This window comes from Methylocapsa aurea, assembly GCF_000746085.1.
GTDB classification, from domain to species: Bacteria; Pseudomonadota; Alphaproteobacteria; order Rhizobiales; family Beijerinckiaceae; genus Methylocapsa; species Methylocapsa aurea.
On the sequence record NZ_JQKO01000001.1, the window covers coordinates 48,470 to 73,290 of the forward strand.

Here is a 24,821-nt window from a genome sequence, read left to right on the forward strand (position 1 = left end):
GCGTGGCGTTGCATCGGCAACGCGGCGGAGGCGTTGTGATGGGCGATTTCGATGTAGACCTTTTTGTCATCGGCGCGGGGTCGGGCGGCGTTCGCGCCGCGCGGATCGTCGCTGGCCATGGCGCCAAAGTTCTCGTCGCCGAGGAATTCCGGGTCGGGGGAACCTGCGTGATCCGCGGCTGCGTGCCAAAAAAGCTGATGGTCTACGCCAGCCGTTTTCACGACGACTTTGCCGACGCGGCGGGGTTTGGCTGGAGCCTTGCCGCGCCCTCGTTCGATTGGCGAAAACTCGTCGCCGCGAAAGAGGAGGAAATCTCGCGCCTCTCCGCCATTTATCGCGCCAATCTCGCCAAGGCCGACGCGCCGATCCTCGATTGTCGCGCCGAAGTCGAGGATGCTCACACGGTGCGCGTCGCCGACGGCCGCCGGATTTCCGCCCGCACGATCCTTGTCGCGACCGGCGGCGCGCCGGTTCTTGAACCGGATGTTCCTGGTCGCGAACACGCCATAACATCGAACGAAATCTTCGATCTGCCGGAATTGCCGGAGCGCATGTTGATCGTCGGAGGCGGCTACATCGCGGTGGAGTTCGCCTCGATTTTCGTCCGGCTCGGGACCAGGGTGACGCTGGTCATGCGGGGTGAAAATGTCCTGCGCGGCTTCGACGAGGAGATGCGCATTGGCGTGCGCGACGCGCTGATTGACGCTGGCGTCGAGATCGAATTCGGCATCCTTCCGACGCGAATTGACAAGCGCGCCAATGGCTTCAGCGTGACCTTGACGAAAGGCGAGCGGATCGACGTCGATCAGGTCATGATCGCGACGGGGCGGCGGCCGAATACTTTCGGGCTCGGACTTGAAAAGGCCGGGGTCGAACTCGATCGCCTGGGCGCCGTCAAGGTCGACGCTTTCTCCAAGACCAACATCGACTCCATTTATGCCGTGGGCGACGTCACCAATCGGGTTGCTTTGACGCCGGTCGCCATCCGCGAAGGCCATGCTTTCGCCGATACGGTTTTCGGCGGCAAGCCGACCAAGGTCGATCACGCCAATATTCCGACGGCCGTCTTCACGACGCCGGAACTTGGGACCGTCGGGCTGACCGAGACCGAAGCGCGCGCGGCCTATGAATGCGTCGACATCTATTGCGCGAGTTTCCGGCCGTTGAAGGCGACCTTGTCCGGACGCAAGGAAAAGACTTTGATGAAGATCGTGGTCGATGGCGTCAGCGACCGCGTCCTCGGCGTCCACATTCTTGGCCACGACGCGGGGGAATTGGCGCAGACCTTGGGAATCGCCGTGAGACTCGGCGCGAAAAAGGCCGATTTCGACGAGACGATGGCCGTGCATCCGACCTCGGCCGAGGAGCTTGTCACCATGCGCACGCGCACGGCGCGTTATTTTCGAGAGAGCATTGGCGAGGAAGGTCCCGGCGCCGCAATCATGGACGCCTGAGCAGGATCGGCATGGGCGAGAGCCGGGAGCCAAATGGCGATTCTTTCCACATATCGCCATTTGCGAAAACCTCTGTATAAACCCTGTTCGAGCCAAAGGATTTGAGGGCCAGTCCCTGAGGAGTTTTGTTACGATGCCTGTCGATATCTGGTCGCCTGCGAGTTGGAGAGGCAAGCCGATCGAGCAAGTGCCCGACTATGCCGACGCCGCGGCGCTGGCCGAGGTCGAAGGCCAGCTCGCGGGATTTCCGCCGCTCGTTTTCGCCGGTGAGGCGCGTAAGCTCAAACGCATGCTGGGCAAGGTCGCCGCGGGCGAAGCCTTCCTGCTGCAAGGCGGCGATTGCGCCGAAAGCTTCGCCGAGCATTCCGCCGACAATATTCGCGATTTCTTTCGAGTGTTCCTGCAGATGTCGGTGGTCGCGACTTTCGCTGCGGCTTTGCCGGTGGTGAAGGTCGGCCGGATCGCCGGTCAATTCGCCAAGCCGCGCTCGGCGCCCAATGAAAAGCTGGGCGATGTCGAACTGCCGAGCTATCGCGGCGATATTATCAACGATATTGCTTTCGCGGCGCAGGGACGGATTCCCGATCCGGCGCGCCAGCTGATGGCCTATCGCCAGTCTGCGGCGACCTTGAATCTCCTCCGCGCTTTCGCGACCGGCGGCTACGCCAATCTCGAAAATGCGCATCGCTGGATGCTTGGCTTCATCAAGGATAGCCCGCAATCGGCGCGCTACCAGGAACTCGCCGATCGGATCACCGAAACGCTTGGCTTCATGCGCGCGATCGGGCTCGATCCGGAATCGCATCAGGAATTGCGCCAGACCGATTTCTATACCTCGCACGAGGCCCTGCTGCTGGGCTTCGAAGAGGCGCTGACCCGGATCGATTCGACGACGGGCGATTATTACGCGACCTCGGGTCATATGATCTGGATCGGCGATCGCACCCGCCAGCCCGGCCATGCCCATATCGAATATGCGCGGGGCGTCAAGAATCCCCTTGGCTTGAAATGCGGTCCCTCGCTCGGCCCGGATGAATTGCTTTCGCTGATCGACATTCTCAACCCGGCCAATGAACCTGGCCGTTTGACCTTGATCTGCCGCTTCGGCGCCGACAAGGCGGGCGACCACTTGCCGGGCCTGATCCGCGCCGTCAAACGCGAAGGCCGCAGCGTCGTGTGGTCATGCGATCCGATGCATGGCAATACGGTCAAGGCGGCGTCCGGCTTCAAGACCCGGCCTTTCGACAAGATCATGAGCGAGATCCGGACATTTTTCTCGGCGCATCAGGCGGAAGGCACCTATGCCGGCGGCGTGCATCTCGAAATGACTGGCAAGAATGTCACCGAATGCATCGGCGGCGCGCGCGCGATCTCCGAGGCCGATTTGCATGATCGCTACCATACCTATTGCGATCCGAGGCTGAATGCGGAACAGGCGATCGAGGTCGCTTTCCTGGTCGCGGAATTGCTTAAGACCGAGCGCATCGGACGCGGCCGAAGCGAGGTCGACGCCGCCGAATAGGCGTAAATCAGGGCGCATCATGACCGCTTTCCCGACTCTCTTCATCTCGCATGGAGCGCCCAATCTCCTGCTGCACCAAAGTCCAGCGCGCGATTTTTTCGCGCGGTTCGGTCAAGAGTTGGGGCAGGCGCGCGGCCGGCCGCAGGCGATCCTTATCGCCTCGGCCCATTTCGATATGAAAATCCCATCTTTCAGCGCCGATGCGAACCCCGGAATGCTTTATGATTTCAAGGGATTCGAGGATGAGCTTTATGAACTGACTTATCCTGCCCCCGGCTTGCCTCAACTCGCGACGATCGCCGCGACGCTGTTGGAGCAATCGGGCTTTCCAACGCAGGAAATCGTCGGCCGCGGCTTCGATCATGGGGTCTGGGTTCCGCTTAAGCTACTGTACCCCGAAGCCGACATTCCGGTCGTGCAGATGGCGATCCAGGCTGATCAAGGCGCGGGTCATCACATCGCGCTTGGCCGCGCTCTCGCGCCCCTGCGCCAACACGGGGTGCTGATCATCGGCTCCGGCGGCCTGACCCATAATCTCGAGGAGGTTTTCAACGGCGGCCGCGCCTTCGACGCGCCCGCGCTGGACTGGGTGCAGGATTTCGACGACTGGATCCTCGCCAAGGCCGAGGCGGGCGCTATCGACGATATCGCCGATTATCGCGTCCTCGCGCCCCATGCCAGGGAAAACCACCCGACTGAGGAGCATTTCCTGCCGCTGCCCTTTGCATTCGGCGCGGCTGGGGAAGGGGCTAAGGGAAGGCGCGTCCATGCCTCGACCGAGCGCGGAGTGATGGCGATGGACGCCTATGTCTTCGAATGATTGGGGCCATCGGTTCGCCTGAACTGGGCGTCGAGGCGCCCGCCAACCGTCTGGTCATCGGGATCGCTCAGATCAATTGCACGGTCGGCGACATCGAGGGCAATCTTGCCCGGATTCGGGCGGCCCGCGAAGAAGCCGCCGCCTTCGGCGCGGACCTTGTGATGTTTTCCGAATTGTTCATCGCCGGCTATCCGCCCGAGGACCTCGTTCTGAAACCGGCTTTCGTGGAGGCGTGCCGCGCGGCCTGCGCGGAAATCGCCTTGGAGACGAGCGATGGCGGGCCGGCGCTCCTTGTCGGGCTTCCCTTCGTCGAAGGAGGCGACTGCTACAATGCCTACGCCCTTCTCGACAAAGGGCGAATCGAGGCGGTGCGGTTCAAGGTCGATTTGCCGAATTACGGCGTTTTCGATGAAAAGCGCGTCTTCAAGCCGGGTCCCATGCCGGGGCCGATCGTCTTCAAAGGCGTGCGGATCGGCATCCCCATATGCGAAGATATTTGGGGCCCCGACCCGGTCGAATGCATCGCCGAGACCGGCGGCGAAATCCTCCTTGTTCCAAATGGATCGCCCTATTGGCGCGGCAAGGGGGACGAACGCCTGTCGGTCGCGGTCGCCCGCGTCGTCGAAAGCAAATTGCCGCTCGTCTATCTCAATCAAGTCGGCGGCCAGGACGAACTCGTCTTTGACGGCGCCTCTTTCGCGCTCAACTCCGACGCCTCGCTGGCGTTCCAGCTTCCGGCTTTCGCCTCCATGGTCGCACGGACGGTGTGGGAGCGCGGCGCCAATGGGTTTGCCTGCGTCGAGGGACCGAAGGTCAAAATCGAGGAAGGCGACCGCGCCGACTACGCCGCTTGCGTCCTTGGGCTGCGCGATTACGTCGACAAGAACGGCTTTCCCGGCGTCGTGATGGGCCTTTCGGGAGGAATCGATTCAGCCCTTTGCGCCGCGATCGCGGTCGATGCGCTGGGCGCTCGGCGCGTCCATTGCCTCATGCTGCCCTATCGCTTTACCTCGAAGGAATCGCTGGCCGACGCCGAAAGCTGCGCCCGCGCGCTGGGGCTTCGGTACGATATGCTGCCGATTTCTCCGGTTGTCGAAGGCTTCCAAACAGTGCTGGCGCCGATCTTCAAGGGAACGGCGCCGGGTCTGACAGAGGAAAACATCCAAAGCCGCGCCCGCGGCGCCTTGCTGATGGCGGTGTCGAACAAGTTTGGCCCGATGCTGGTCACGACCGGGAACAAGTCGGAAATGTCGGTCGGCTATGCGACGATCTACGGCGATATGAATGGCGGATTCAATCCGATCAAGGACCTCTACAAGATGCAGGTCTTCCGCCTCGCTGAATTGCGCAATCGCTGGAAGCCGGATGGCGCGCTCGGACCCGATGGCGAGGTGATCGCGCCAAATATTCTCGTCAAGCCGCCTTCCGCCGAATTGCGCGAAAATCAGAAGGACCAAGATTCGCTGCCCCCCTATGAGGTGCTGGACGCGATCCTCGATGGGCTTGTCGAGAAGGAAATGCGGGTCAGCGATCTCGTCGCCTTGGGCCACGACCTCGAGACCGTGAAGCGAATCGAAAAGCTGCTTTATCTCGCCGAATATAAGCGCCGCCAGTCGGCCCCCGGCGTCAAGGTGACCAAGAAGAATTTCGGACGCGACCGGCGCTATCCGATCGTCAATTGGTTTCGCGATCCGGGTTCCCCAAAGAGTCCCGCCTCGCCCGCGCCAAGCGGGAGCGCCGCTCCTGGCGGCGTCGAGTAATCAACGGGGGGGTGAAGCGATGGGCCGGCGGCGCGCGGCGATCATCCGCTCAAAGGCCTCGGGCTACCCCTGTTCGACGCTTGGCTCATCCTCGCGCATGCTCATTTCATTGCCGCGCCAGGTGAAATGATCGACGAACCAGGCGTCGATATAGATGATCGGGAGCATCAGGTCGCGAAGGAGAAAGACAAAGGGCATCCGCCAGGAAAAATGCCACTTGTTCGCCACGGCCAGGAGGCATTCGGGAGCAACCCAAGCGATGGCGACGGCAAAGACGGCGCCGGTCACGCTCCAACCCAGGAAATAGGCCGCATAGGCCGCGGCCAGGCACGGAAAGGCCGCGCCGGCGAGGATTTCCGGCGCGAAAGCAAGCGGAAAAGTCTTGCGCCGGGTTCTCGCCCAGCGCAATTGCCGCAGCCAGACCTCGCGCGCGGAGCGCGATCCGAGCGGCTGTTCGAAGGGGCTGTCGACGAGGTTGACGGCGCGGCCTTGGCTGCGCACCAGTTTTGTCGAGGCGGCGTCCTCGATGATCTCGGAAGCCAGCGCGCGAATGCCGCCGCCGGCTTCGATGATATCGCGGCGCGTCAACATGCTCTTGCCTTGAGCGAAGCCGAGCCCCACGGCTTCGGCGCAATATTGCCAGCGCGCCTCGTATGTATTGAGAAAGGCGCATTCCAGTTCCGCCCAGAGCGTTTGCGGCCGCGAGCCGAGCGGCATCGAACAGACAAGCCCGGTATCGTCCTTCCAGCTTGCCAGAAGGCGCTGAATATAATCCTTTGGCATCAACACATTGGCGTCGGCGAGGATGATCCAGTCATAGCTGGCCGCGTCCCAGCCCTTGACGCAATTGTTCAGCTTGGGATTAAGGCTCACTTTCTCGTCGCCGATGATGAGGCGCGATGGCGCGTGAGGATTGCGGGCGATCAGGCGCTCGACAAGCGGGATGACAGGGTCATAGGCGCGGGCGACGCAGAAAATCACTTCATAGGCGGGATAGTCGAGTGAAAAACTCGATCCCAAGGTTTCTTCGCAGAAATTGTCGAGCCCGCAGAGAGGCCGAACCAGACTAACTCCGGGCGCTTGGTCGGGCGCCGGCAAGGGGCGGGACCTTGGCCTTGCTCGGACCATGGCAATCCCGATGCTGACGCAATTGAGGGCGGTCAGGACGACGCAGAATAGGATCGCTCCATATATAGTCGTCATTCTTATAACTCCGCGCTGGCCTTTCCTGGAGCGGTGGTGAAAAAGCTCTATTTCAAACTTCGTCGCGCTTGGGTCAGAGAGCCCAAAGCGCGGCGCCATCGTCAGGGAAAGTGATGCCGCATCCCATCGTTCGCTTCGCGCCTTCGCCGACGGGCGCCATTCACATCGGCAACGCGCGGACGGCGCTGTTGAATTTCCTTTATGCAAAGAAGCATCATGGAACATTCATTCTTCGGTTCGATGACACTGATGTGGAAAGATCGCGGGAGGAGTTCGCCCAGGCGATCGAGGTCGATCTCGCCTGGCTCGGCATCGCGCCCGCCGTCACCTTGCGGCAATCGCAGCGATTGCCGCTCTACCATGCCGCCGCTGAAAGGCTGCGCGCGGGGGGGCGCCTCTATCCCTGTTATGAAAGCGCCGAGGAGCTTGACCGCAAGCGCAAGCGCCAGCAGGCGCGCGGCTTGCCTCCGGTCTATGACCGGGCCGCCCTTGAGCTTACGGCGCAAGAGCGCGCGCGGCTCGAGGCCGAGGGCCGGCGGCCACATTGGCGGTTCAAACTCGACCAGAAAATCGTCCGCTGGAATGATCTCGTGCGCGGCGAGAGCCACATCGATTGCGCCTCGCTCTCCGACCCCGTGCTGCTGCGCGAGGACGGCTCATATCTCTATACTTTGCCCTCGGTCGCGGACGACCTCGACCTGAAGATCAACCTGATCATCCGCGGCGAGGACCACGTCACCAATACGGCGGTCCAGCATCAGCTTTTCGAGGCTCTGGCGCCATCCGGCGCCGCGGCGGTCCCAGCCTTCGCCCATCATAACCTTCTATCTTCGGCGACCGGCGAAGGCCTTTCCAAGCGCTCTGGCTCTTTGTCGATCGGCGGATTGCGCGATCAAGGAATCGAACCTTTGGCGGTTGCAGCGGCGGCCGTGCTGATCGGCTCCTCCATAGCTCTGCATCCAATCGGCAGCCTTGACGAACTTGTCGCTTCGCTCGACCTCGAGCAGATTTCACGCACGCAGACGCGTTTTGATCCCGCCGAGCTTGCTGCGCTCTCGGCCCGCACCCTGCATGGCTTGAGTTTTGAATCGGTGCGGGAGCGGCTCGCCGCTCATGACATCGCAGGCTACAAGGCCAAGCCTTTTTGGCTTGCCGTCCGCGGCAACCTTGAAGCCTTCCTTGACGTCGTGGATTGGTGGCGCATCGTCGAAGGCGAGATTGCAATTGCCGAAGACGCCGACTCGGGCTTGGACGCGGATTTCCTGGCGACAGCCCGCGCGGCCCTGCCGGAGGAGCCTTGGGACGAGACGGTCTGGACCGCCTGGACCAAGGTCTTGAAGGAGCGGACCGGGCGCAAGGGCAGGGCGCTGTTCCATCCCTTGCGGCTTGCCCTGACTGGTCGCGACACCGGGCCTGAACTGGCGGCGCTCCTGCCGCTGATTGGCCGGATCAAAGCGTTGGCGCGACTATCCGCACGCGCCGCTTGAGCCCATCAGGACCGATGACTTCCTGGGTTTCACCGGGGAGATGATTCGGACCGGCCGCATTCTTGGCGGTTGCGCCGAGCACCGGCGGGTTCGAGGCCGCGCCGCCGGCCAAGTCTTTGCCGGCTTTTTCCTTGCCGGCCGGATTGGTGGAAATAGGATTGGGCTCGGCGCCCGCCTTTGAGCGCCTTTTGGAATCGGCTTTGGGGGCCGACAGCTCCGCCGCTTTCTCGTCCGTCACCAGAATATCGCCCTTGCGTTCCTGGCCGAGCAGGCGCTCCGCCCCGGCGAGGGCTTCGACCCAGGATTGTCCGGGCGGTTTGCAGGTGCAGGCGGGATCGAAGCTTTTTTGAAATTTCGACGCGTTCGGCATATCAACGTAAGCTTCGCCGGTATCGAGCGAGACGGCGGTGCTTATTTCCCGGTTGGGCGATCGCGTATAGACGCTGACTGTGACATTAGGGCAGAGCGCCTGGCACAGATTGCTTAGATGGTCCGAATCGGCGCGCCGCGCCGAAATGCTGAGCGGAAAAAAGCCGCCATCGCAGGAGCGCACGCAGACCGCCTGCGAGCCGCCGCGCGCGCCGGCCTCCTCTTCATCGATTCGAGGCTGCTCTTCGAAGGGTTGGTTAGGCGCTGAATGCGGAAAGAGATCGCCGCCGCCAAAAAGCTGGTCGAAAAAGCCGCGCTGACGCGGTTGGACCGCCGCCTGAACGACGCCCCGGCAATAGGCGTTATAACGCGCCATCAGATCCGCCTTGGCGGCGGCGCGATCGGACTGGCTTCCGCCTGACTGCAATTGGCCGAGATTATTTTGCATCTGTTGAATTTGCGCATTGAGGCCTGGGCATTGCGCGGCGGCGGGGCTGCCGAAGAAAGGGATTTGCGGCCGGTCACAGCCAAGCGAGCGGGCGTAGCTGACCGCGCGATCGAGCTCCGTGCGCTGGCGGCGCAGGGCGGCGGCGTCATGGTTTGGGCGGGCGGGCGCGGCGCTGTCGAGCGCCGCGATCTGGGCGGGAATGCGGGCGCAGTCGATCCCTTGCGCGAGGGCCGGCAGAGGGCAAAGCGCGAGCGCGTAAAGCATGATCCAGAGGCTCGCGGCCAGGCATCTGCGGGGTAGGCGGATGAACGGCGGCGCGCCCATCCGGGTCATTTCGTTCCCGGGCGCCCGATGCGATGCTGCTCTCTGGTAAGTCGCCTCTGCTTGCGTCATTTCGCCGATTTTCCATCCTAAGGTGGTATTATCATGACCATATTTGGATGTATGTACGCGCCATGGAATGCGAGCGGGGAGCCATCGAAATTGGTCCGCCAAAGCATGTTCTCAAAAACATGACCGCCTCGTTCGATCAGAACATGCTCAGATTCATTGAAACCGAGCGATTCCTTTCGGATCGGATGATTTCATCCGATCGGGGGCGGTCTAGAGCGCTTTCAGTTTCGGCGGAATCAGAAAACAGCTCTAGGTCTTTGTTTTGTCGCATTTTCTTAACGCGAACCGGTATCCACTTCGCTCGAAAATGCTCTGGCGCCTTGAACTTGCGGAGAGCCTACGCTTATGTCGTCACTTATGCATCGGCTTTTAATTTCGAGCCTCGCCGCCTTTGCGGCCATGATCCTGGCCTGCGAGCGCGGCGTCGCCGGGTCGGAGGATCCGGACTTGATTTTCCGGAAGTCGACCGTTTTCAATTTTTTGACGCCAAACGACAAACTCGCAACCTATGGAATCGATGATCCGGTGGTTGAAGGCGTCGCCTGCCATTTCACGGTTCCTGAAAAGGGCGGCCTTGCCGGAGCTTTTGGCGTTGCCGAACAGGTATCCGATATTTCGCTCGCCTGCCGTCAATATGGGCCGATCAAATTTAGGGAAAAATTCGAGCAGGGCGACGTTGTCTTTCGCGAGCGGCGGGCGGTTCTCTTCAAGAAAATGCAGATCGTGCGTGGCTGCGACGTCAAGCGCAATATTCTGATCTATATGGTCTATAGTGACAAGCTGATCGAAGGCTCGCCGAAAAATTCGACCTCGGCGGTGCCTTTGCAGCCCTGGGGCGGCGGAAGCGATGCGCCAAAATGCGCTGATTGGGTGAAATAAGCGCGGCTTTTTGGAAAGCTGCTCAGTTCACGGCGTCGCCGCAGGCGACGAGGAAGGAGCCCGGCTTGATATTGGCGGGCCTTTCCTCATCCATCGCGGTCCCGGAGGCGTCCGCCGGCCCGAAGGACTTGGAGGCTTTGAGCCCATGCGCCTCGCACCAAGCGTCCGCCACGACGAGCCCGCAAGCTGATTTCGACGCCAGGCATTCCTGAAAGCCATAGCCATCGTCCGGAGGAATGATCAAGATCCGGGTCCCGGCCGCCCTGGCCGAGATCCCCAGGGCGAAAACCGCCAGGACGCCGCTGATCAGGAAAAGCACTGCGCGAAACATTTTGCGGCGGTCGGGAGTGGCGATGGACATGGCAATCTCGAAAATCTGGCGGAATCGGCGAGGTTTATTGTGTCGAAAGCGCTTGAAAATTCCGTTAACTCGCGCGAATGAATCGGCGATCAAGCCGCTCCGCTTGACGCGTGAAGGCTTCCTCGCGCATAGTTTAAAGATGACAAGCTTGATCGGCGCAGGCCGGACCATCACCATATGTATCGGCTAGCCTTGCCTCTGGCTGGAGCCGTCTTGTCCTCATAAAAGAGTTCAACCGCGACACCGAAGGCCAGCGCAGGCTCGAGGGGAAAATATGTCGCTGCGGCTCTACAATACTTTGACGCGCCAGAAGCAGGATTTCGAGCCGATCGACCGCGCGAATGTGCGGCTCTATGCCTGCGGCCCGACGGTCTACGATCATCTTCATATCGGCAATGGACGGATGCTGATCGTCTTCGACGTTCTGTTCCGTCTGCTCCGGCATGTTTATGGCGCGGAACATGTCAAATATGTCCGCAACATCACCGACGTGGACGATAAGATCAACGCTCGCGCGGCCGAGCGCGGCGTCGACATCGGCGTCCTGACCGATGAGATGACGGCGATTTTTCACGAGGACGCCGCCGCGCTCGGATGCTTGCCGCCGACGGTGGAGCCGCGCGCGACAAAGCATATGGCCGAAATGATCGCGATCATCGAAAAGCTGATCGCCAAGGGCCATGCCTATGTCGCGGAAGGTCACGTCCTGTTCGACGTGCCGTCGATGCCGGACTATGGCAAGCTTTCGAAGCGCCCGCTCGACGATATGATCGCCGGCGCGCGGGTCGAGGTCGCGCCCTACAAACGCGGTCCGATGGATTTCGTGCTGTGGAAGCCCTCAAGCGAGAGCGAGCCGGGCTGGGAGAGCCCGTGGGGGCGGGGGCGGCCGGGCTGGCATATCGAATGCTCGGCGATGAGCTGGAAACATCTCGGCGAGACTTTCGACATACACGGCGGCGGCATCGACCTCGTGTTTCCGCATCACGAGAACGAAGTCGCGCAGACCTGCTGCGCCTTTGGCCATGACGTGATGGCCAATATCTGGATGCACAATGGCCATCTTCAGGTCGAAGGCGAGAAGATGTCCAAGAGCCTTGGGAATTTCGTGACGATCCACGAGCTGCTGCACACGAATAAATTTGGCGGGCGGAGCTGGCCGGGCGAAGTGCTGCGTCTTGCGATGCTGAAGACGCATTACCGCCAGCCGATCGACTTTACGGTGAAGGCGTTGGATGAGGCGTATTCGACCTGCGTCGAATGGTTTCTCGCCACGGACGGTGTGGATGGCGATGCGAAGGTTCCAGAGCCTGTTCTTGAGGCATTGCAGGATGACCTGAATACTCCGGCGGCTTTCGCTGCAATCCACATGCTGCATAAAGGAACGCGTGCCAAAAACTTGGAATCTGCCAAGCAATTGAAGGCATCGCTTGAATTGCTTGGGGTGCTTCCTCAAGAGGAGCATTTCAAGATGTGGCGGATTTTGAACCGTTCAGCTGACGAGATCCGCGTACCCGATACGGTAAAGCTTCAACGTGAATATTTGCAAACGATTGGGCGAAGCGAGCGGGAGGTTGACGGTCTAATCGCAGCGCGAAATGCGGCGCGCGGCGCAAGAAATTGGGCCGAGTCGGACCGCATCCGCGACGAACTCGAAGCCATGGGGGTCGCGCTCAAGGACAATAAGGATGGCACGACCTCTTGGGAGCCCAAGCGATGAACGCCAGCGCCTTCCCAAAGCCGACGCTGCGGCCGTTCCTGCCCGCCGACATCCCGCTTCTCGCCGAGATCCGCTTCGCCGCCATCGAGGAGTTGAGCGCTGAGGACTATGATGAGGGGCAGCGCCGCGCCTGGGCGTCTCGCGCGGATGACGAGGAGGCGTTCGGCCAGACTCTCGCCAAAGGCCTGACCCTCATCGCGCTGATCGGCGGCGGTCCGGTCGGCTTTATCGTGTTGCTGGACGGAGGCCTGATCGACCAGCTCTATGTCCATCCCGCCGTCGCCCGCACTGGCGTCGCGAGCGCTCTCCTCGACGCGATCGAAAAGCTCGCCGCCGCGCGCGGCGTTGCGGCGCTCGCAGTCGACGCCAGCGACACCGGAAAGCCCTTGTTCGAAAAGTTTGGGTTTGTCGCGGAGCGCCGCAACGCCATCGAGATCGACGGCGAATATCTCGGCAATACGCGCATGAAAAAAGTTCTATCGCCCAAACCCACAAAGGACGGGCGCACATGACGCGCGAAAAAATCGCCCTTTTCGACACCACCTTGCGCGATGGCGCGCAGACCACCGGCGTCGATTTCTCGCTCGCCGACAAGCGCTGCATCGCGGCGCTGCTCGATGGCCTTGGGCTCGATTATATCGAGGGCGGCTATCCGGGCGCCAATCCGCTCGACACGGCGTTTTTCGCAAGCAAGCCAAGACTCCAGCATGCCCGTTTTTCCGCCTTCGGCATGACCAAAAGGCCGGGCCGGTCCGCCGCCAATGATCCAGGCCTTGCGGCGCTTCTTGCGGCCGATTCCGACGCCATCACCTTTGTCGCCAAGACTTGGGACTATCAGGTCAGGGTCGCGCTGGGCTGCACCTTGGAAGAAAACCTCGATGGCGTCAGCCAGTCGATCGAGGCGGCGCGCGGCAAAGGGCGCGAGGCGATCCTCGACTGCGAACATTTCTTCGACGGTTTCAAAGCCAATCCGGATTATGCGCTCCAATGCGCCAAGGCCGCCCATGCCGCCGGGGCGCGTTGGATCGTGCTCTGCGACACCAATGGCGGAACCCTGCCGCATGAGGTCGAGCGCATCGTCGCGGCGACAGCGAAACATGTGCCGGGATCGCATCTTGGCATTCACGCCCACAACGACACCGAGAACGCGGTCGCCAATTCGCTGGCGGCGGTGCGCGCCGGCGCAAGGCATATTCAAGGCACGCTGAACGGCCTTGGCGAGCGCTGCGGCAACGCCAATCTCACATCGCTCATCCCGACGCTTCTGTTGAAGCGCGATTATGCGGAAAATTTCGAGATCGGCGTGACGATCGAAAGGCTCGCCACGCTCACCAAGGTCAGCCATACGCTCGATGAATTGCTCAATCGCGCGCCCAACCGGCACGCACCTTATGTCGGCGCCTCGGCCTTCGCCACCAAGGCCGGCATTCATGCTTCGGCGGTGATGAAGGCGCCGCAAACCTATGAGCATGTTGCGCCGGAATCCGTTGGCAACAAGCGCCGGCTTCTCGTCTCCGACCAGGCCGGAAAGTCCAATATCCTCGCCGAACTCGAACGGATCGGCGTGCCGCTCGACAAGAACGATCATCGGGTCCTGCGCCTTCTCGAGGAAGTCAAGCAGAAGGAATCGCTCGGCTATGCCTATGAGGGCGCCGACGCCTCGTTCGAACTGCTGGCGCGGCGGATTCTTGGCCAGGCGCCGGATTATTTCGAGGTCGAGCGTTTTCGCGTCGATGTCGAGCGCCGCCACAACGCCCAAGGCGATCTCGTTTCGGTTTCGGAGGCCATCGTCAAGGTGCGCGTCGATGGCGAGGTTCTGATCTCGGCCGCCGAAGGCGACGGCCCGGTCAATGCGCTCGATCTTGCGCTGCGCAAGGATCTTGGCAAATATCAGCGCTTCATCGAGGATCTCGAACTCGTCGACTATCGCGTCCGCATTTTTCAGGGCGGCACCGATGCGGTGACCCGGGTCCTGATCGAGTTTCGCGACGCGAGCGGGGAAAGCTGGTCGACGGTCGGCGTCTCGGCCAATATCATCGATGCTTCGTTCCAGGCGCTGACCGACGCCATCAACTACAAGCTGTTCAAGTCCGGCGCACGGTAAGAGAACCCAAATAGTCTGCGCCCTTTTTGGCGTCGCGCTCTATTCCACCGCGATGGGATATCCCAGCAGAAAAGCATGCGGCAGGCCTCGTGGCGGCGGCGGGAAGGGCGCCGCGCGGCGAACCGCTTCAAGCCATGCGGCGTCGAGGTCCGGCGCTCCGCTGGCGCGATAGACCGCCTGATGGGTCAAGTGCCCCATTTCATCGACGTAAAGGCTGACCATTCCGCCCCCTGTCAGATGCCGGCCGCGAAGCCCCGGCGGAAATCGCATTTGCCGTTTGATCAAGCCAAACAGCAATGATTCATAGCTGGCTTTGTCGGTCCCGCCGGCGATCGGCGCGGACTTGGCCGTCGATCCAAGCGAAAAATTCGGGGCCGGAGATAGAGCGGCAAGTTGCTGCGCCACCGTGGCCTTCTTGCCCTGGGTCGCGGGCTTCTTAGTATCCTGCGGCGCTGGCTTGTCTTTCGGTTTCGTTGGCGGCGCCGGTTTGGCCTTGTCGAGCGGTTCGGCGTCGGGATTGTCGTCGGCGGGCTTTGGCGGCTCCGAGGGCGCGGCCGGCGTTTGCGGCGTCTCTTGCGCCGAAGCCTCGGCCTTTTCCTCCTCCGGCTTGTTGGGAGTCGGCTTTGGCGCGACAAGCTTTGGCGGCGGCGCGGCGCGGGGAGCCTTCGTCTCGGCGTCGGGGGTTCCCTTCGCGGTCGTCGCGCTATTGGCGGCCATCGGCGCGTCATGCGCGACTTCGACGTCCTCAAGCTCGACTTTTTCCGGCGGCGGCTTCGGCTTGACGATCGGCGGCGTAACGAGGTCGGGCGGCGGCGGAAGCTGCTTTTGCTTGGGCGCGGGTTTCTCTTCCGGCGGCGGCGGCAGCATGACCACTTCCACCGGAATTTCCTGTTCCTGCGTCGGCTTGTCGGCCTCTAGGCGATTCTCATACAGGAGAACCGCCACCAAGCCGGCGTGGAGCAGAAAACAGGCGGCGAGCAGAATCGCGAATCGGCGCCACGCCGCAGCCCCCGGCGGGTTCGCCGGTTCGAGCAGCCGTTCCGCCGAATCTGCCTTTAAAATCATATCGAGTGGCTGGGCATCAGCATCCATGGCGATCAAATTGCGCTGACGTTGTGACACAGTCATCAGGAAAATACGCTTTACAGGCGCGGATCAACGGTCTCCTTGCGGGCGCCGAGCAATTCGGCCCTCGCCGCGGCTGTTTCGATCATCGGGAGTATGTCTTCGATCTTTTCGGCGACAAGATAGCGCACCTCAAACGAAGATTGGATGAAAAGATGTTCGCGCATATGCGCGAACAAATGCAGCAAAGGCTGCCAGAAACCGCCGATATCGGCGATCACGACCGGTTTCGAGTGACGCTCGAGCTGCACCCAGGTCAATTGCTCGACCAATTCCTCCAGGGTGCCGATGCCGCCAGGCAGGGCGACGAAAGCGTCGGCGCGCTCGAACATCAGGCGCTTGCGCGTGTGCATGTCGGGCACGACGACGCATTCGTGGATTTCCGACAGGAGACTGTCCTTGCGCAGCAAGAAATCGGGAATGATGCCGGTGACTTCGCCGCCGCCCGCGAGCACGGAGCGGGCGATCGCGCCCATGAGGCCATTGCCGCCGCCGCCATAAACAAGACCGACGTTGGCTTTCGCCATGGCGCGGCCAAGGCTCGCCGCCGCCGCCTCATAGACGGGGTCCACGCCTTGGGCGGAGCCGCAAAAGACGCAAACAGTGCGGACGAGGCGAGGCTTGGCCTCGACGCCAATTTGTTTCGACGACATATTCTGCTTGTCGCCCGCCGCACCTATAGGGTCAAGGGGCGTTTCTCCAGGGGCCCGGAATCGTTTTCCTTGCTATTAGGGATGGGCAACCTGGGGCTGGCCGTGAGGCCTGTTGCGCCAGCGCGACGAGGTCCGCGCGGCGGCTGGTCCGGAATGGAGGCTCGATGCATTCCAAAGCCATTGCCCTTCCGTTCGGTTTTTGTTTCGCGCTTGCGGCGCTTGTCGGGAGCGGAGTCTGGCCGCTCTTTCCGCTCAAGCCCAAACCGGAGCGGCAGGTCGGCGCGCAAGATTTGGTCGCCCCCCTTGATGCAGCAGGCGAATCTGTCTCTTTGCGCGCGGCGCGGCCGCTATTCGATTTTGTTCGGGTCGAGCCTTCCGGCGCGGCGCTTGTCGCCGGTCGCGCTTCTCCCGGCGCGCGGGTCGCCTTGATGGCGGGCGGCGCGGCGTTGGCGGAAGCTTCAGCCGATTCTGCCGGGCTTTTCGCGCTTCAGCCAAAGCCCTTGGCTCCCGGCGACCATGTCCTGACCTTGCGCGCCGGAGACAAGCGCACCTCTGTTCAGAGCGTGACGGTCTCCGTGCCGGAAAAAGGCAAGGGTCAGGTTATGGCCGCCCTCGCCGAGCCGGGAAAGGCGACGATCCTTTTCGCCGATCCAACTGCGGCAGCTGGGGAGGTCCGCGCGGCGCCGCGCGTTGCGTTCAAGACCGTCGAGGTCGAGCCGGATGGAGGCTTTTTCGCCTCCGGGATCGCAAACCCAGGCGCCTTGATCCGGCTCTATCTGGATGAAAATTCCCTTGCGGCCGTCACTGCCGGGCCCGATGGCCGATGGTCCGTGAAGCTCGCCAAGAGCCTCGGCGTCGGACATTACGCACTGCGCGCCGATGAAATCGATTCCTTTGTCGGGGCGGTCGCCTCCCGCGCGGAAATTCCGTTCGATGTTCCAGCCAGCATGGCGCCGGCCCGGACCCAGCCGCCGGCGGCCCGCGCCGACGTCTCTGGCTCTCGCATTGGAACGGAGCCGGTCGAGACAGCCACCGTGCAGCGCGGCGACAGCCTGTGGCGGATCAGCCAGAAAATGTTCGGCAAAGGCGTTCGCTACACGCAGATCTATTCGGCCAATTCCGCGCAGATCCGCGATCCTCGCAAGATCTATCCAGGTCAGGTCTTGGTCCTGCCGAAGGACCGCTGACGCCGGCGCCCCTCGGTTCGAGCTTGCCTCCCAAAAGGCCGCGAACCTGCCGGCCGGCTTTGGTCGGCTTGCATTGCGCCCTATATGAACCTCAACCAAGCCTGCGCGGGCTCGTCTCTTGCTGGGGGCGAGGCGGCTAGCGCCTTGAGCCCGCGTCAGCGCCAACAAATGAGTCAGATGTTACAGTCCGTCGTTCCCGACATTGCGTCGAAAGCCGCCAAGTTGCCCGTCAAAGCGCGGTTCGGCGGCGTGACGCGCAGGCTCTGGCCCTATCTTTGGCCAGCCGACCGCCGCGACCTGAAGCTGCGGATCTTCATTTCCCTGGCTCTCCTGCTGGCGGCCAAATTGGTCACGATATCGGTGCCCTATTCGTTCAAATGGGCGACCGACGCCCTGACCGATCCCTCGAGCCATCCAGCTTTTGGCGTGATCGCCGCGCCTTTGGCCTTCACCCTGCTTTATGGCGCCTTGCGGATTGCGATGGCGCTCTTCACCCAGGTCCGCGACGCCATCTTCGCTGATGTCGCGATGCACGCCGTGCGCCGTCTTGCGCGCGACGTCTTCGCGCACTTGCATCTGCTTTCGCTTCGCTTTCATCTGGAGCGCAAGACCGGCGGCCTCACCCGCATCCTCGAACGCGGCCGCAATTCGATCGAGACGATCGTCCGGACCACGATGCTGACCGCGGTTCCGACGATCGTCGAATTCACCTTGATCCTGACGGTCTTCCTGTTCCAATTCGATTGGCGCTACGCCGCCCTGGTGGCGACGATGATCTTCGCCTATATGGCCTTCACCACGGCCGCGACGAATTGGCGGATCGCCATTCGCCGCAAGATGAACGACAGCGATTCCGAGGCCAACGCCAAGGCGATCGACAGTCTGCTCAATTTCGAAACTGTGAAATATTTCACCGCCGAGGCGCGCGAAACGCAGCGCTACGACAAGTCCGTCGCGCGCTATGAGCGCATGAGCGTCAAGACCTATACGTCGCTGGCTTTTCTGAACGGCGGACAGGCGATCATTTTCACATTGGGCTTGACGGGCGTGATGGCGCTGACCATCGCCGGCATCAGAAGCGGCGCCAATACGGTCGGCGATTTCGTTCTCGTCAATGCCATGATGATCCAGCTCTATCAGCCGCTGGGCTTCATGGGTCTCGTCTATCGCGAGCTCAAGCAGTCAATGATCGATCTCGAAATGATGTTCGATATTCTGGAGCAGAGCCCCGAGGTCGGGGACCGGCCCGGCGCGAGACCTCTCGCCGTGACGCAAGGCGCGCTCCGCTTCGACAATGTCTCGTTTCACTATGACGCGCGCCGCCAGATCCTGAAGGATGTGACGTTCGACGTTCCGCCGGGCAAGACCGTGGCGATCGTCGGTCCCTCGGGCGCGGGCAAGTCGACGATTTCGCGCCTGATCTTTCGATTCTACGAGCCGTCTTCAGGGCGCGTCAGCATTGACGGGCAGGACATCGCCATGGTGACGCAAGCATCGCTGCGCGCAGCCATTGGCATCGTCCCGCAGGACACTGTGCTTTTCAACGATTCGATCGATTATAATATTCGCTATGGCCGGTTCGATGCGAGCGAAGCGGAGGTAAGGGAAGCGGCGCGTCTGGCGCAGATCGATCGATTCATCGAGCTGACGCCGGGCGGCTATGGGGCGCAAGTTGGCGAACGCGGGCTGAAGCTTTCGGGCGGCGAAAAGCAGCGGATTGCGATCGCCAGGACGATTTTGAAAGGGCCGCCCATTCTGATCCTCGATGAGGCGACCTCGGCGCTGGATTCCTTCACGGAAGGCGAGATTCAGGATGCGCTTGATCGGGTCTCCAAAGGCCGCACGACTCTGGTCATCGCGCATAGGCTCTCCACCGTCGTCAACGCCGACGAGATCCTCGTGCTCGACAAAGGCGCGATCGTCGAGCGCGGCTCGCATGACGGGCTGCTGGCGCGTGGCGGCGCCTATGCCGCGATGTGGAGCCGCCAGCACGAGATCAGGCGCGCCGAGGAAACCTTGCGCCGCGCCGCGCTCGAGGAGGGCGGACGGATCAGCATCATGATCGAGTCGCCAGATCAAGACGGCGCGAGGCAAGAGGCGCGCGGCGAGCTTGAGCAGGAAATCCTTCCGGACAAGGACGCGGACGTCGTTTCAGGCGTATGAGGCGGGGGCGCCCCACAAAACCACGGAGCAAGTCTTTTAAGGACGCGCTCCAGGCGATAAGAATGTCGCGAGAACAGGATGGCTCCATGTCGATTATCGATTCGATCCGCAGGCAGGTCACGCCGGTCCACCCGGAAGGCTATATTTTTATCGCCGCATTTGGCTTTGGGGCGCTTATTCTCGGATCGTTTTTCAGCCCGCTCGGCTGGATCGGCGCCATCGCCACCGCCTGGTGCGTCTATTTTTTCCGCGATCCGGTCCGATTTACGCCGGTCGACGACAGTCTGGTGATCTCGCCCGCCGACGGGGTCATATGCTCGATCGGTTTTTTCATTCCGCCGCCGGAACTCGGCCTTGGCGCGGAGCCGATGCTGCGCATCGCGGTTTTCATGTCGGTGTTCGACTGTCACGTGAACCGCGCGCCGGTGAGCGGCCGCGTCGCGAAGATCGCCTATAAGCCGGGCGTTTTCGTCAATGCCGATCTTGACAAGGCCAGCGAGGACAATGAACGCAATGGACTCGTGATCGAGTCTGCCGCCGGCCGGATCGGCGTGGTGCAGATCGCCGGGTTGATCGCGCGGCGCATCGTCTGCTTCGTGCGCCAGGGTGAAACGCTGGGCGCTGGAGAGCGCTTTGGCCTGATCCGGTTTGGTTCGCGCGTCGATGTCTATCTGCCTGGAGCGGCGCGACCCTTGGTGACAACAGGCTCGAAGGCGGTAGCGGGCGAAACCGTGCTCGCCGACCTTCGGGCGGAGGCCGCGCGCCGCAATTTCAAGGCCGGATGAGCCCCGCGGCGCGCGGTAGGCCTATTGCTTCCGCGAAGACGAACCGGTAGCCTTGAAACAATCGCTTAATCCGAAACGGGCCGGAGACCGAACTCCCGAGCAATTCCAGGACGGGGCGGGTTGGCCTTGGCCGGAATTTCCAGCGGACGCAACGTCATTCGGGTGCGGTAAGGAATTCGAACGTCTGGATTGCTGATGGCCGCGCCCTTCTTCGCCGATTACCTCGTCGAACGTCGTCTCTTGCGGCGCCAATTGTCATTCTGGCGCATAGCCGCCGCAGCGGCGGCGATCATCGGCGTTCTCGTCGTAGGCCTTCGAATCTCGGGCGCGGATGCGCCTTTGAACGTGACGCCCCATATCGCCCGCCTAGCCATTGAAGGCGTCATCACCGGCGATCGCGACACGTTGAAATTGATCCGCGAACTCGAAGGGTCGGCGGCGGCGGGCGTGCTGATCTCGATTGAGAGCCCGGGCGGCACCACATCCGGGGCGGAGCGGCTTTACGAGGCGCTGCGCCGTCTCGCCGCGAAGAAGCCGACGGTCGCCGTTGTTGGGGGCATGGCCGCCTCGGGCGGCTACATCGCCGCGCTCGGGGCCGAACAGATCGTCGCGCAAGGCAATGCGCTGGTCGGCTCGATCGGCGTCCTGGTCCAATATCCAAATTTTGCAAAGTTGCTCGATACGATCGGCGTGAAGGTCGAGGACGTCAAATCATCGCCCCTCAAGGCGGCGCCGAATTTCTACGAGCCGGCGAGCCCCGAAGCGCGGGCCGCGCTAGCGTCCATCGTCGGCGACAGCTTCACCTGGTTCAAGGCGCTGGTGAAGGATCGCCGAGCGATGAATGACGAACAACTGAGCGCGGTCGCCGATGGTCGGATCTTCACCGGCCGGCAAGGCCTGGATCTGCGCCTCGTCGATCGGCTCGGCGGCGAACGCGAGGCGATCGAGTGGTTGGAACGGGAAAAATCCGTGTCCAAGGATCTTCCGGTGCGCGACTGGAAACAGCGCAGGTCCCTGGAGCGGCTGGGGATCTTGAGCCTGTCCGCGCAACTCGCCGCGTTCCTTCAGCTCGATGGATTAAGCCGCATGCTGGATCGCGGCGCCGGAATCGCGGAGGGGCGCATGCTTGACGGTCTTGTCTCCATTTGGCAAGTTGACGGCGCAAACTGAAGCTCGAGGGGCGCGAGTTTTTCTTTTCGAGACAGAGACTTCCTTTCGTGGGCGGGGCGAATGATCAAATCGGAGCTCGTGCAACGGATTGCTGACCGCAATCCGCATCTTTACCTGCGTGACGTCGAAAAAATCGTCAACGCGATTCTCGACCAGATCACGGCCGCGCTGGCGCGGGGCGACCGGGTTGAGCTGCGCGGCTTCGGCGCTTTTTCCGTGAAGCACCGGGAGGCGAGGGTCGGGCGCAATCCGCGCACTGGCGCGCATGTCGCGGTGGATGAAAAAGTGGTGCCTTTTTTCAAAACCGGCAAGGAAATGCGCGAGCGGCTGAACGAAGGCTACCACAACTGATTTCCTGCGCGCGATCGCCTCGGTTCAGCCCCATCGGCGGGCTTGAGCCTGAATTGACCTGGCTCTACAAGCTTTGAAGCGCGCGGCGGCGGGCGCATATTTCTTCGGCGGGCGCGAATGAAAAGATTCTTGAAACTGCTTTTTCTGGTTCCGCTTGTGCTCGCCGGTCTTGCGGTCGCGCTCGCCAATCGCCAATTGGTCACCGTCTCCTTTGATCCTTTCGCACATGGCGAAAAAACTGGCCTCGAAATCACCGCGCCGTTCTTTCTCGTCTTTTTCCTGAGCGTGATGCTTGGCGTCGTCATCGGGGGATTTGCGACCTGGCTCGAGCAGGGCAAATACCGCCAGGCCGCGCGGCGCGCGCGAGCGGAGGTCAGACGTCTGACCGCGGAGGTCGCGCGGCGCTCGCCGCCGAGCGCCGAGAAGCGGAAATTTTGACGGCGCGATGGCTGGCGCCGTGGCCGATTGCGTTTAAGGGTCAAGACAATCGCGGGTGCGCGGCGGCAGAAGCGGCGCAGCCGCGGCCTCTACTATTTTATCGCCCCATACAAAGCCGGTAAGGCAGCTTACGAACATGATCGTAAAAATTTGCGGCCTTTCGACGAAGGACGGCCTGGACGCGGCGCTCGCCTGCGGCGCGGACATGGTGGGCTTCGTCTTTTTTGACAAAAGCCCAAGGCATGTCTCGCTGGATCAGGCGGGCGCCCTTGGCGCGCGGGTTGGCCAGCGGGCGACCAAGGTGTTGTTGACCGTCAACGCCGACGACGCCTCGCTCGCGGCCGCCATAGCCGCGCTCGACCCCGAACTGCTTCAATTGCATGGCGGCGAGAGCCCGGAGCGCATCGCCTCGATCCGGGCGCGCTTTGGCCTGCCGGTCATGAAGGCGATCGGCGTTGGCGCTATGGCCGATCCTGAGCAGGTTCGGCTTTTCGACGCGGTCGCCGATATGCTGTTGTTCGACGCTGCGCCGAAACCAGACGCGGCTCGTCCCGGCGGCAATGGAGCGGGTTTCGACTGGACCTTGCTCGATGCGATCGAGACCAAAAAGCCCTGGCTGCTCGCCGGCGGGCTTGACGCTGGAAACGTGGCGAGTGCGCTTGCGCTGACCCACGCGCATGGGGTCGATGTCTCGTCCGGCGTCGAAAGCGGTTTGGGCGTGAAGGATCCGGACAAGATCGCGGCTTTCATCGCGCAGGTTCGGGCGATGTCGCATTCGGCCGCCGCCAGCTTGGGTCGACAGGGCCGCGCGGGCGATGAAACGCTTGGTTCGAGGCGCCGGAGCGTCTAAAACAACGGTGCTTCCTGAAGCATGCGGCTTCGGGCAAGCGCGGAAGCGCTCTAGGTCCCGTTTTGAAAAAGTTGATCGACTTTTTCGATCAAAATTAGATGATTCCATCTGATCGGGAAGCGCCTTAGAGCGGGATTATCTGCAACTTTTAAGATCATGCTCTCGCGGAAAGGCAGACGCGGTGTTCGCCCAAAGACCCAATTCATTTCGCAGCGGACCCGACGAGCGCGGCCATTTCGGCCTCTTCGGTGGGAGGTTCGTCGCCGAAACCTTGATGCCCCTGATCCTCGATCTCGAAAAACACTATGACGCCGCCAAGCAGGATCCCGCCTTCAAGGCTGAACTCGATGGCCTCTTGACCCATTATGTCGGGCGGCCGAGCCCGCTCTATTACGCGGAGCGGTTGACCGAACATTGCCGCAAGGCGGCGGCCGCGTCGGGATCGGAGGGCGGAGCGAAAATCTATTTCAAGCGCGAGGAATTGAATCACACCGGCGCACATAAGATCAACAATGTGCTTGGCCAGATTCTCCTCGCCCGCCGCATGGGCAAGACAAGGATCATCGCCGAGACCGGGGCTGGCCAGCATGGCGTCGCCACAGCGACCGCCTGCGCGCGATTCGGGCTCGAATGCATCGTCTATATGGGCTCGGTGGATGTCGAGCGGCAAAAGCCCAATGTGTTTCGGATGAATATGCTCGGCGCCAAGGTCGTGCCGGTGGAGTCCGGCGCCAAGACGCTGAAGGACGCGATGAACGAAGCATTGCGTGATTGGGTCACCAATGTCGCCGACACGTTCTATTGCATCGGGACGGCGGCGGGCCCGCATCCCTATCCGGCGATGGTCCGAGACTTCCAATGCATCATTGGCGAGGAAACCCGGCAGCAGATGCTCGCCGCCGAGGGACGGGCGCCGGATTCGCTGTTCGCTTGCATCGGCGGCGGCTCCAATGCGATCGGCCTGTTTCATCCTTTCCTCGATGATCCTGAAGTTGAAATTTATGGCGTCGAGGCCGCCGGCTTCGGCCTCGATAAAAAACACGCCGCCTCGCTCGCCGGCGGGCGGCCCGGCGTCTTGCATGGCAACCGCACCTATCTGCTGATGGACGCCGACGGGCAGATCGAAGAGGGCCACTCGATCTCGGCCGGGCTCGACTATCCGGGCATCGGCCCGGAACATGCGTGGCTAAAGGAAACCGGCCGGGTGACCTATCTCTCCGCGACCGATGCGGAGGCGCTCGCCGCGTTTCAGCTCTGCGCCAAACTGGAAGGGATCATTCCGGCGCTAGAGCCCGCGCATGCGCTGGCCAAGGTCGCCGACATCGCGCCGCAAAAACCGCGCGATCATTTGCTGGTGGTGAATATTTCCGGCCGGGGCGACAAGGATATTTTCACCGTCGCGGATCATTTGGGCGGGATGTAGCGCGCAAACGCGTTTTCAAAACGCCCCCCGTCCCGAGGAGGCCGGAGGCCGTCTCGAAGGAGGGGGTCTAAAACGCGCAGGCCTTCATCCTTCGAGACGCCGCTTTGTGGCGCATCAGGATAAGGGGCGCCTTCTGAAACATGCTCCAAAGCTTTAGAG

General features: G+C 62.0%; 22 protein-coding genes. 17 read left to right on the plus strand and 5 right to left on the minus strand.

Features of this window, described 5'->3' with window-relative positions; genetic code table 11:
* Nucleotides 1–38: 38 nt before the first annotated feature.
* The 4 genes from gor to DL86_RS00225 all read left to right on the plus strand — a co-directional run bounded on the left by gor (nt 39) and on the right by DL86_RS00225 (nt 5,556).
* On the plus strand, nt 39–1,454 hold the full coding sequence (gor, locus tag DL86_RS00210; RefSeq protein WP_036257857.1) for a glutathione-disulfide reductase: 1,416 nt from the start codon (nt 39–41) through the stop codon (nt 1,452–1,454).
* 133 nt (nt 1,455–1,587) lie between these two features.
* A complete protein-coding gene (locus DL86_RS00215) occupies nt 1,588–2,976 on the plus strand; it encodes a class II 3-deoxy-7-phosphoheptulonate synthase (protein WP_036257171.1) in 1,389 nt (462 codons plus the stop codon).
* Nucleotides 2,977–2,995: 19 nt separating this feature from the next.
* Nucleotides 2,996–3,796: a DODA-type extradiol aromatic ring-opening family dioxygenase gene (locus tag DL86_RS00220; RefSeq protein ID WP_036257173.1), complete on the plus strand. Its 801-nt coding sequence runs from the start codon at nt 2,996–2,998 to the stop codon at nt 3,794–3,796.
* Complete coding sequence (locus tag DL86_RS00225) at nt 3,793–5,556, plus strand: NAD+ synthase (RefSeq protein ID WP_051952441.1); 1,764 nt, start codon at nt 3,793–3,795, stop codon at nt 5,554–5,556. The genes DL86_RS00220 and DL86_RS00225 overlap by 4 nt, the downstream gene beginning before the upstream one ends.
* A gap of 63 nt (nt 5,557–5,619) precedes the next feature.
* Here the strand turns inward: DL86_RS00225 and DL86_RS00230 are convergent, their stop codons facing one another.
* Nucleotides 5,620–6,759: a ceramide glucosyltransferase gene (locus DL86_RS00230; RefSeq protein ID WP_036257859.1), complete on the minus strand. Its 1,140-nt coding sequence runs from the start codon at nt 6,757–6,759 to the stop codon at nt 5,620–5,622.
* Between the two features lie 113 nt (nt 6,760–6,872).
* Here DL86_RS00230 and gltX point away from each other — a divergent pair, with 113 nt between their 5' ends.
* The gene (gltX, locus tag DL86_RS00235; RefSeq protein WP_036257175.1) at nt 6,873–8,246 is read left to right on the plus strand and encodes a glutamate--tRNA ligase; all 1,374 of its coding nucleotides are present in this window, start codon (nt 6,873–6,875) and stop codon (nt 8,244–8,246) included.
* On the opposite strand, the gene DL86_RS00240 is transcribed toward gltX, so the two are convergent.
* A complete protein-coding gene (locus DL86_RS00240; RefSeq protein WP_084572589.1) occupies nt 8,209–9,456 on the minus strand; it encodes a DUF2865 domain-containing protein in 1,248 nt (415 codons plus the stop codon). The genes gltX and DL86_RS00240 overlap by 38 nt on opposite strands.
* Before the next feature lie 399 nt (nt 9,457–9,855).
* On the opposite strand from DL86_RS00240, the gene DL86_RS00245 reads away from it, so the two are divergent.
* Nucleotides 9,856–10,335, plus strand: coding sequence for a CreA family protein (locus DL86_RS00245; protein WP_245276179.1), 480 nt, complete (start codon nt 9,856–9,858; stop codon nt 10,333–10,335).
* Nucleotides 10,336–10,357: 22 nt separating this feature from the next.
* Here the strand turns inward: DL86_RS00245 and DL86_RS18490 are convergent, their stop codons facing one another.
* Nucleotides 10,358–10,696: a hypothetical protein gene (locus tag DL86_RS18490; protein WP_156964405.1), complete on the minus strand. Its 339-nt coding sequence runs from the start codon at nt 10,694–10,696 to the stop codon at nt 10,358–10,360.
* Between the two features lie 274 nt (nt 10,697–10,970).
* Here DL86_RS18490 and cysS point away from each other — a divergent pair, with 274 nt between their 5' ends.
* Genes cysS through cimA form a run of 3 tightly spaced genes read left to right on the plus strand, consistent with a single transcriptional unit; the run spans nt 10,971 to nt 14,517 of the window.
* A complete protein-coding gene (cysS, locus tag DL86_RS00255; protein WP_036257178.1) occupies nt 10,971–12,413 on the plus strand; it encodes a cysteine--tRNA ligase in 1,443 nt (480 codons plus the stop codon).
* Nucleotides 12,410–12,925, plus strand: coding sequence for a GNAT family N-acetyltransferase (locus tag DL86_RS00260; RefSeq protein ID WP_036257179.1), 516 nt, complete (start codon nt 12,410–12,412; stop codon nt 12,923–12,925). Before cysS ends, DL86_RS00260 begins: the two co-directional genes overlap by 4 nt.
* A complete protein-coding gene (gene cimA / locus DL86_RS00265) occupies nt 12,922–14,517 on the plus strand; it encodes a citramalate synthase (RefSeq protein ID WP_036257180.1) in 1,596 nt (531 codons plus the stop codon). Before DL86_RS00260 ends, cimA begins: the two co-directional genes overlap by 4 nt.
* A 39-nt stretch (nt 14,518–14,556) precedes the next feature.
* Here cimA and DL86_RS00270 read toward each other — a convergent pair whose 3' ends face one another.
* Entirely contained in the window at nt 14,557–15,582 is a 1,026-nt protein-coding gene (locus DL86_RS00270) for a TonB family protein (protein ID WP_162180377.1), read from the minus strand.
* 77 nt (nt 15,583–15,659) lie between these two features.
* Nucleotides 15,660–16,295 carry an LOG family protein gene (locus DL86_RS00275; protein ID WP_051952445.1) on the minus strand — a complete coding sequence of 212 codons (636 nt, stop codon included), beginning with the start codon at nt 16,293–16,295 and terminating at the stop codon, nt 15,660–15,662.
* Nucleotides 16,296–16,459: 164 nt separating this feature from the next.
* On the opposite strand from DL86_RS00275, the gene DL86_RS00280 reads away from it, so the two are divergent.
* The 8 genes from DL86_RS00280 to trpB all read left to right on the plus strand — a co-directional run bounded on the left by DL86_RS00280 (nt 16,460) and on the right by trpB (nt 24,662).
* Nucleotides 16,460–17,482 (plus strand): LysM peptidoglycan-binding domain-containing protein, encoded by a 1,023-nt coding sequence (locus tag DL86_RS00280; protein ID WP_051952446.1) that lies wholly within the window; start codon nt 16,460–16,462, stop codon nt 17,480–17,482.
* 177 nt (nt 17,483–17,659) lie between these two features.
* Nucleotides 17,660–19,645, plus strand: a complete 1,986-nt coding sequence (locus DL86_RS00285; RefSeq protein ID WP_051952519.1) for an ABCB family ABC transporter ATP-binding protein/permease — start codon at nt 17,660–17,662, stop codon at nt 19,643–19,645.
* Between the two features lie 62 nt (nt 19,646–19,707).
* Nucleotides 19,708–20,430 carry a phosphatidylserine decarboxylase gene (locus tag DL86_RS00290; RefSeq protein WP_280948963.1) on the plus strand — a complete coding sequence of 241 codons (723 nt, stop codon included), beginning with the start codon at nt 19,708–19,710 and terminating at the stop codon, nt 20,428–20,430.
* A gap of 195 nt (nt 20,431–20,625) precedes the next feature.
* Nucleotides 20,626–21,600: a signal peptide peptidase SppA gene (sppA, locus tag DL86_RS00295; RefSeq protein ID WP_036257181.1), complete on the plus strand. Its 975-nt coding sequence runs from the start codon at nt 20,626–20,628 to the stop codon at nt 21,598–21,600.
* Nucleotides 21,601–21,660: 60 nt separating this feature from the next.
* Entirely contained in the window at nt 21,661–21,951 is a 291-nt protein-coding gene (locus DL86_RS00300; RefSeq protein ID WP_036257182.1) for an integration host factor subunit beta, read from the plus strand.
* A gap of 117 nt (nt 21,952–22,068) precedes the next feature.
* Nucleotides 22,069–22,389, plus strand: coding sequence for a lipopolysaccharide assembly protein LapA domain-containing protein (locus tag DL86_RS00305; protein WP_036257183.1), 321 nt, complete (start codon nt 22,069–22,071; stop codon nt 22,387–22,389).
* A 136-nt stretch (nt 22,390–22,525) separates the two neighbouring features.
* Nucleotides 22,526–23,239, plus strand: coding sequence for a phosphoribosylanthranilate isomerase (locus DL86_RS00310; RefSeq protein ID WP_036257184.1), 714 nt, complete (start codon nt 22,526–22,528; stop codon nt 23,237–23,239).
* A 181-nt stretch (nt 23,240–23,420) separates the two neighbouring features.
* Nucleotides 23,421–24,662: a tryptophan synthase subunit beta gene (gene trpB / locus DL86_RS00315; RefSeq protein WP_036257185.1), complete on the plus strand. Its 1,242-nt coding sequence runs from the start codon at nt 23,421–23,423 to the stop codon at nt 24,660–24,662.
* Nucleotides 24,663–24,821: the final 159 nt, after the last annotated feature.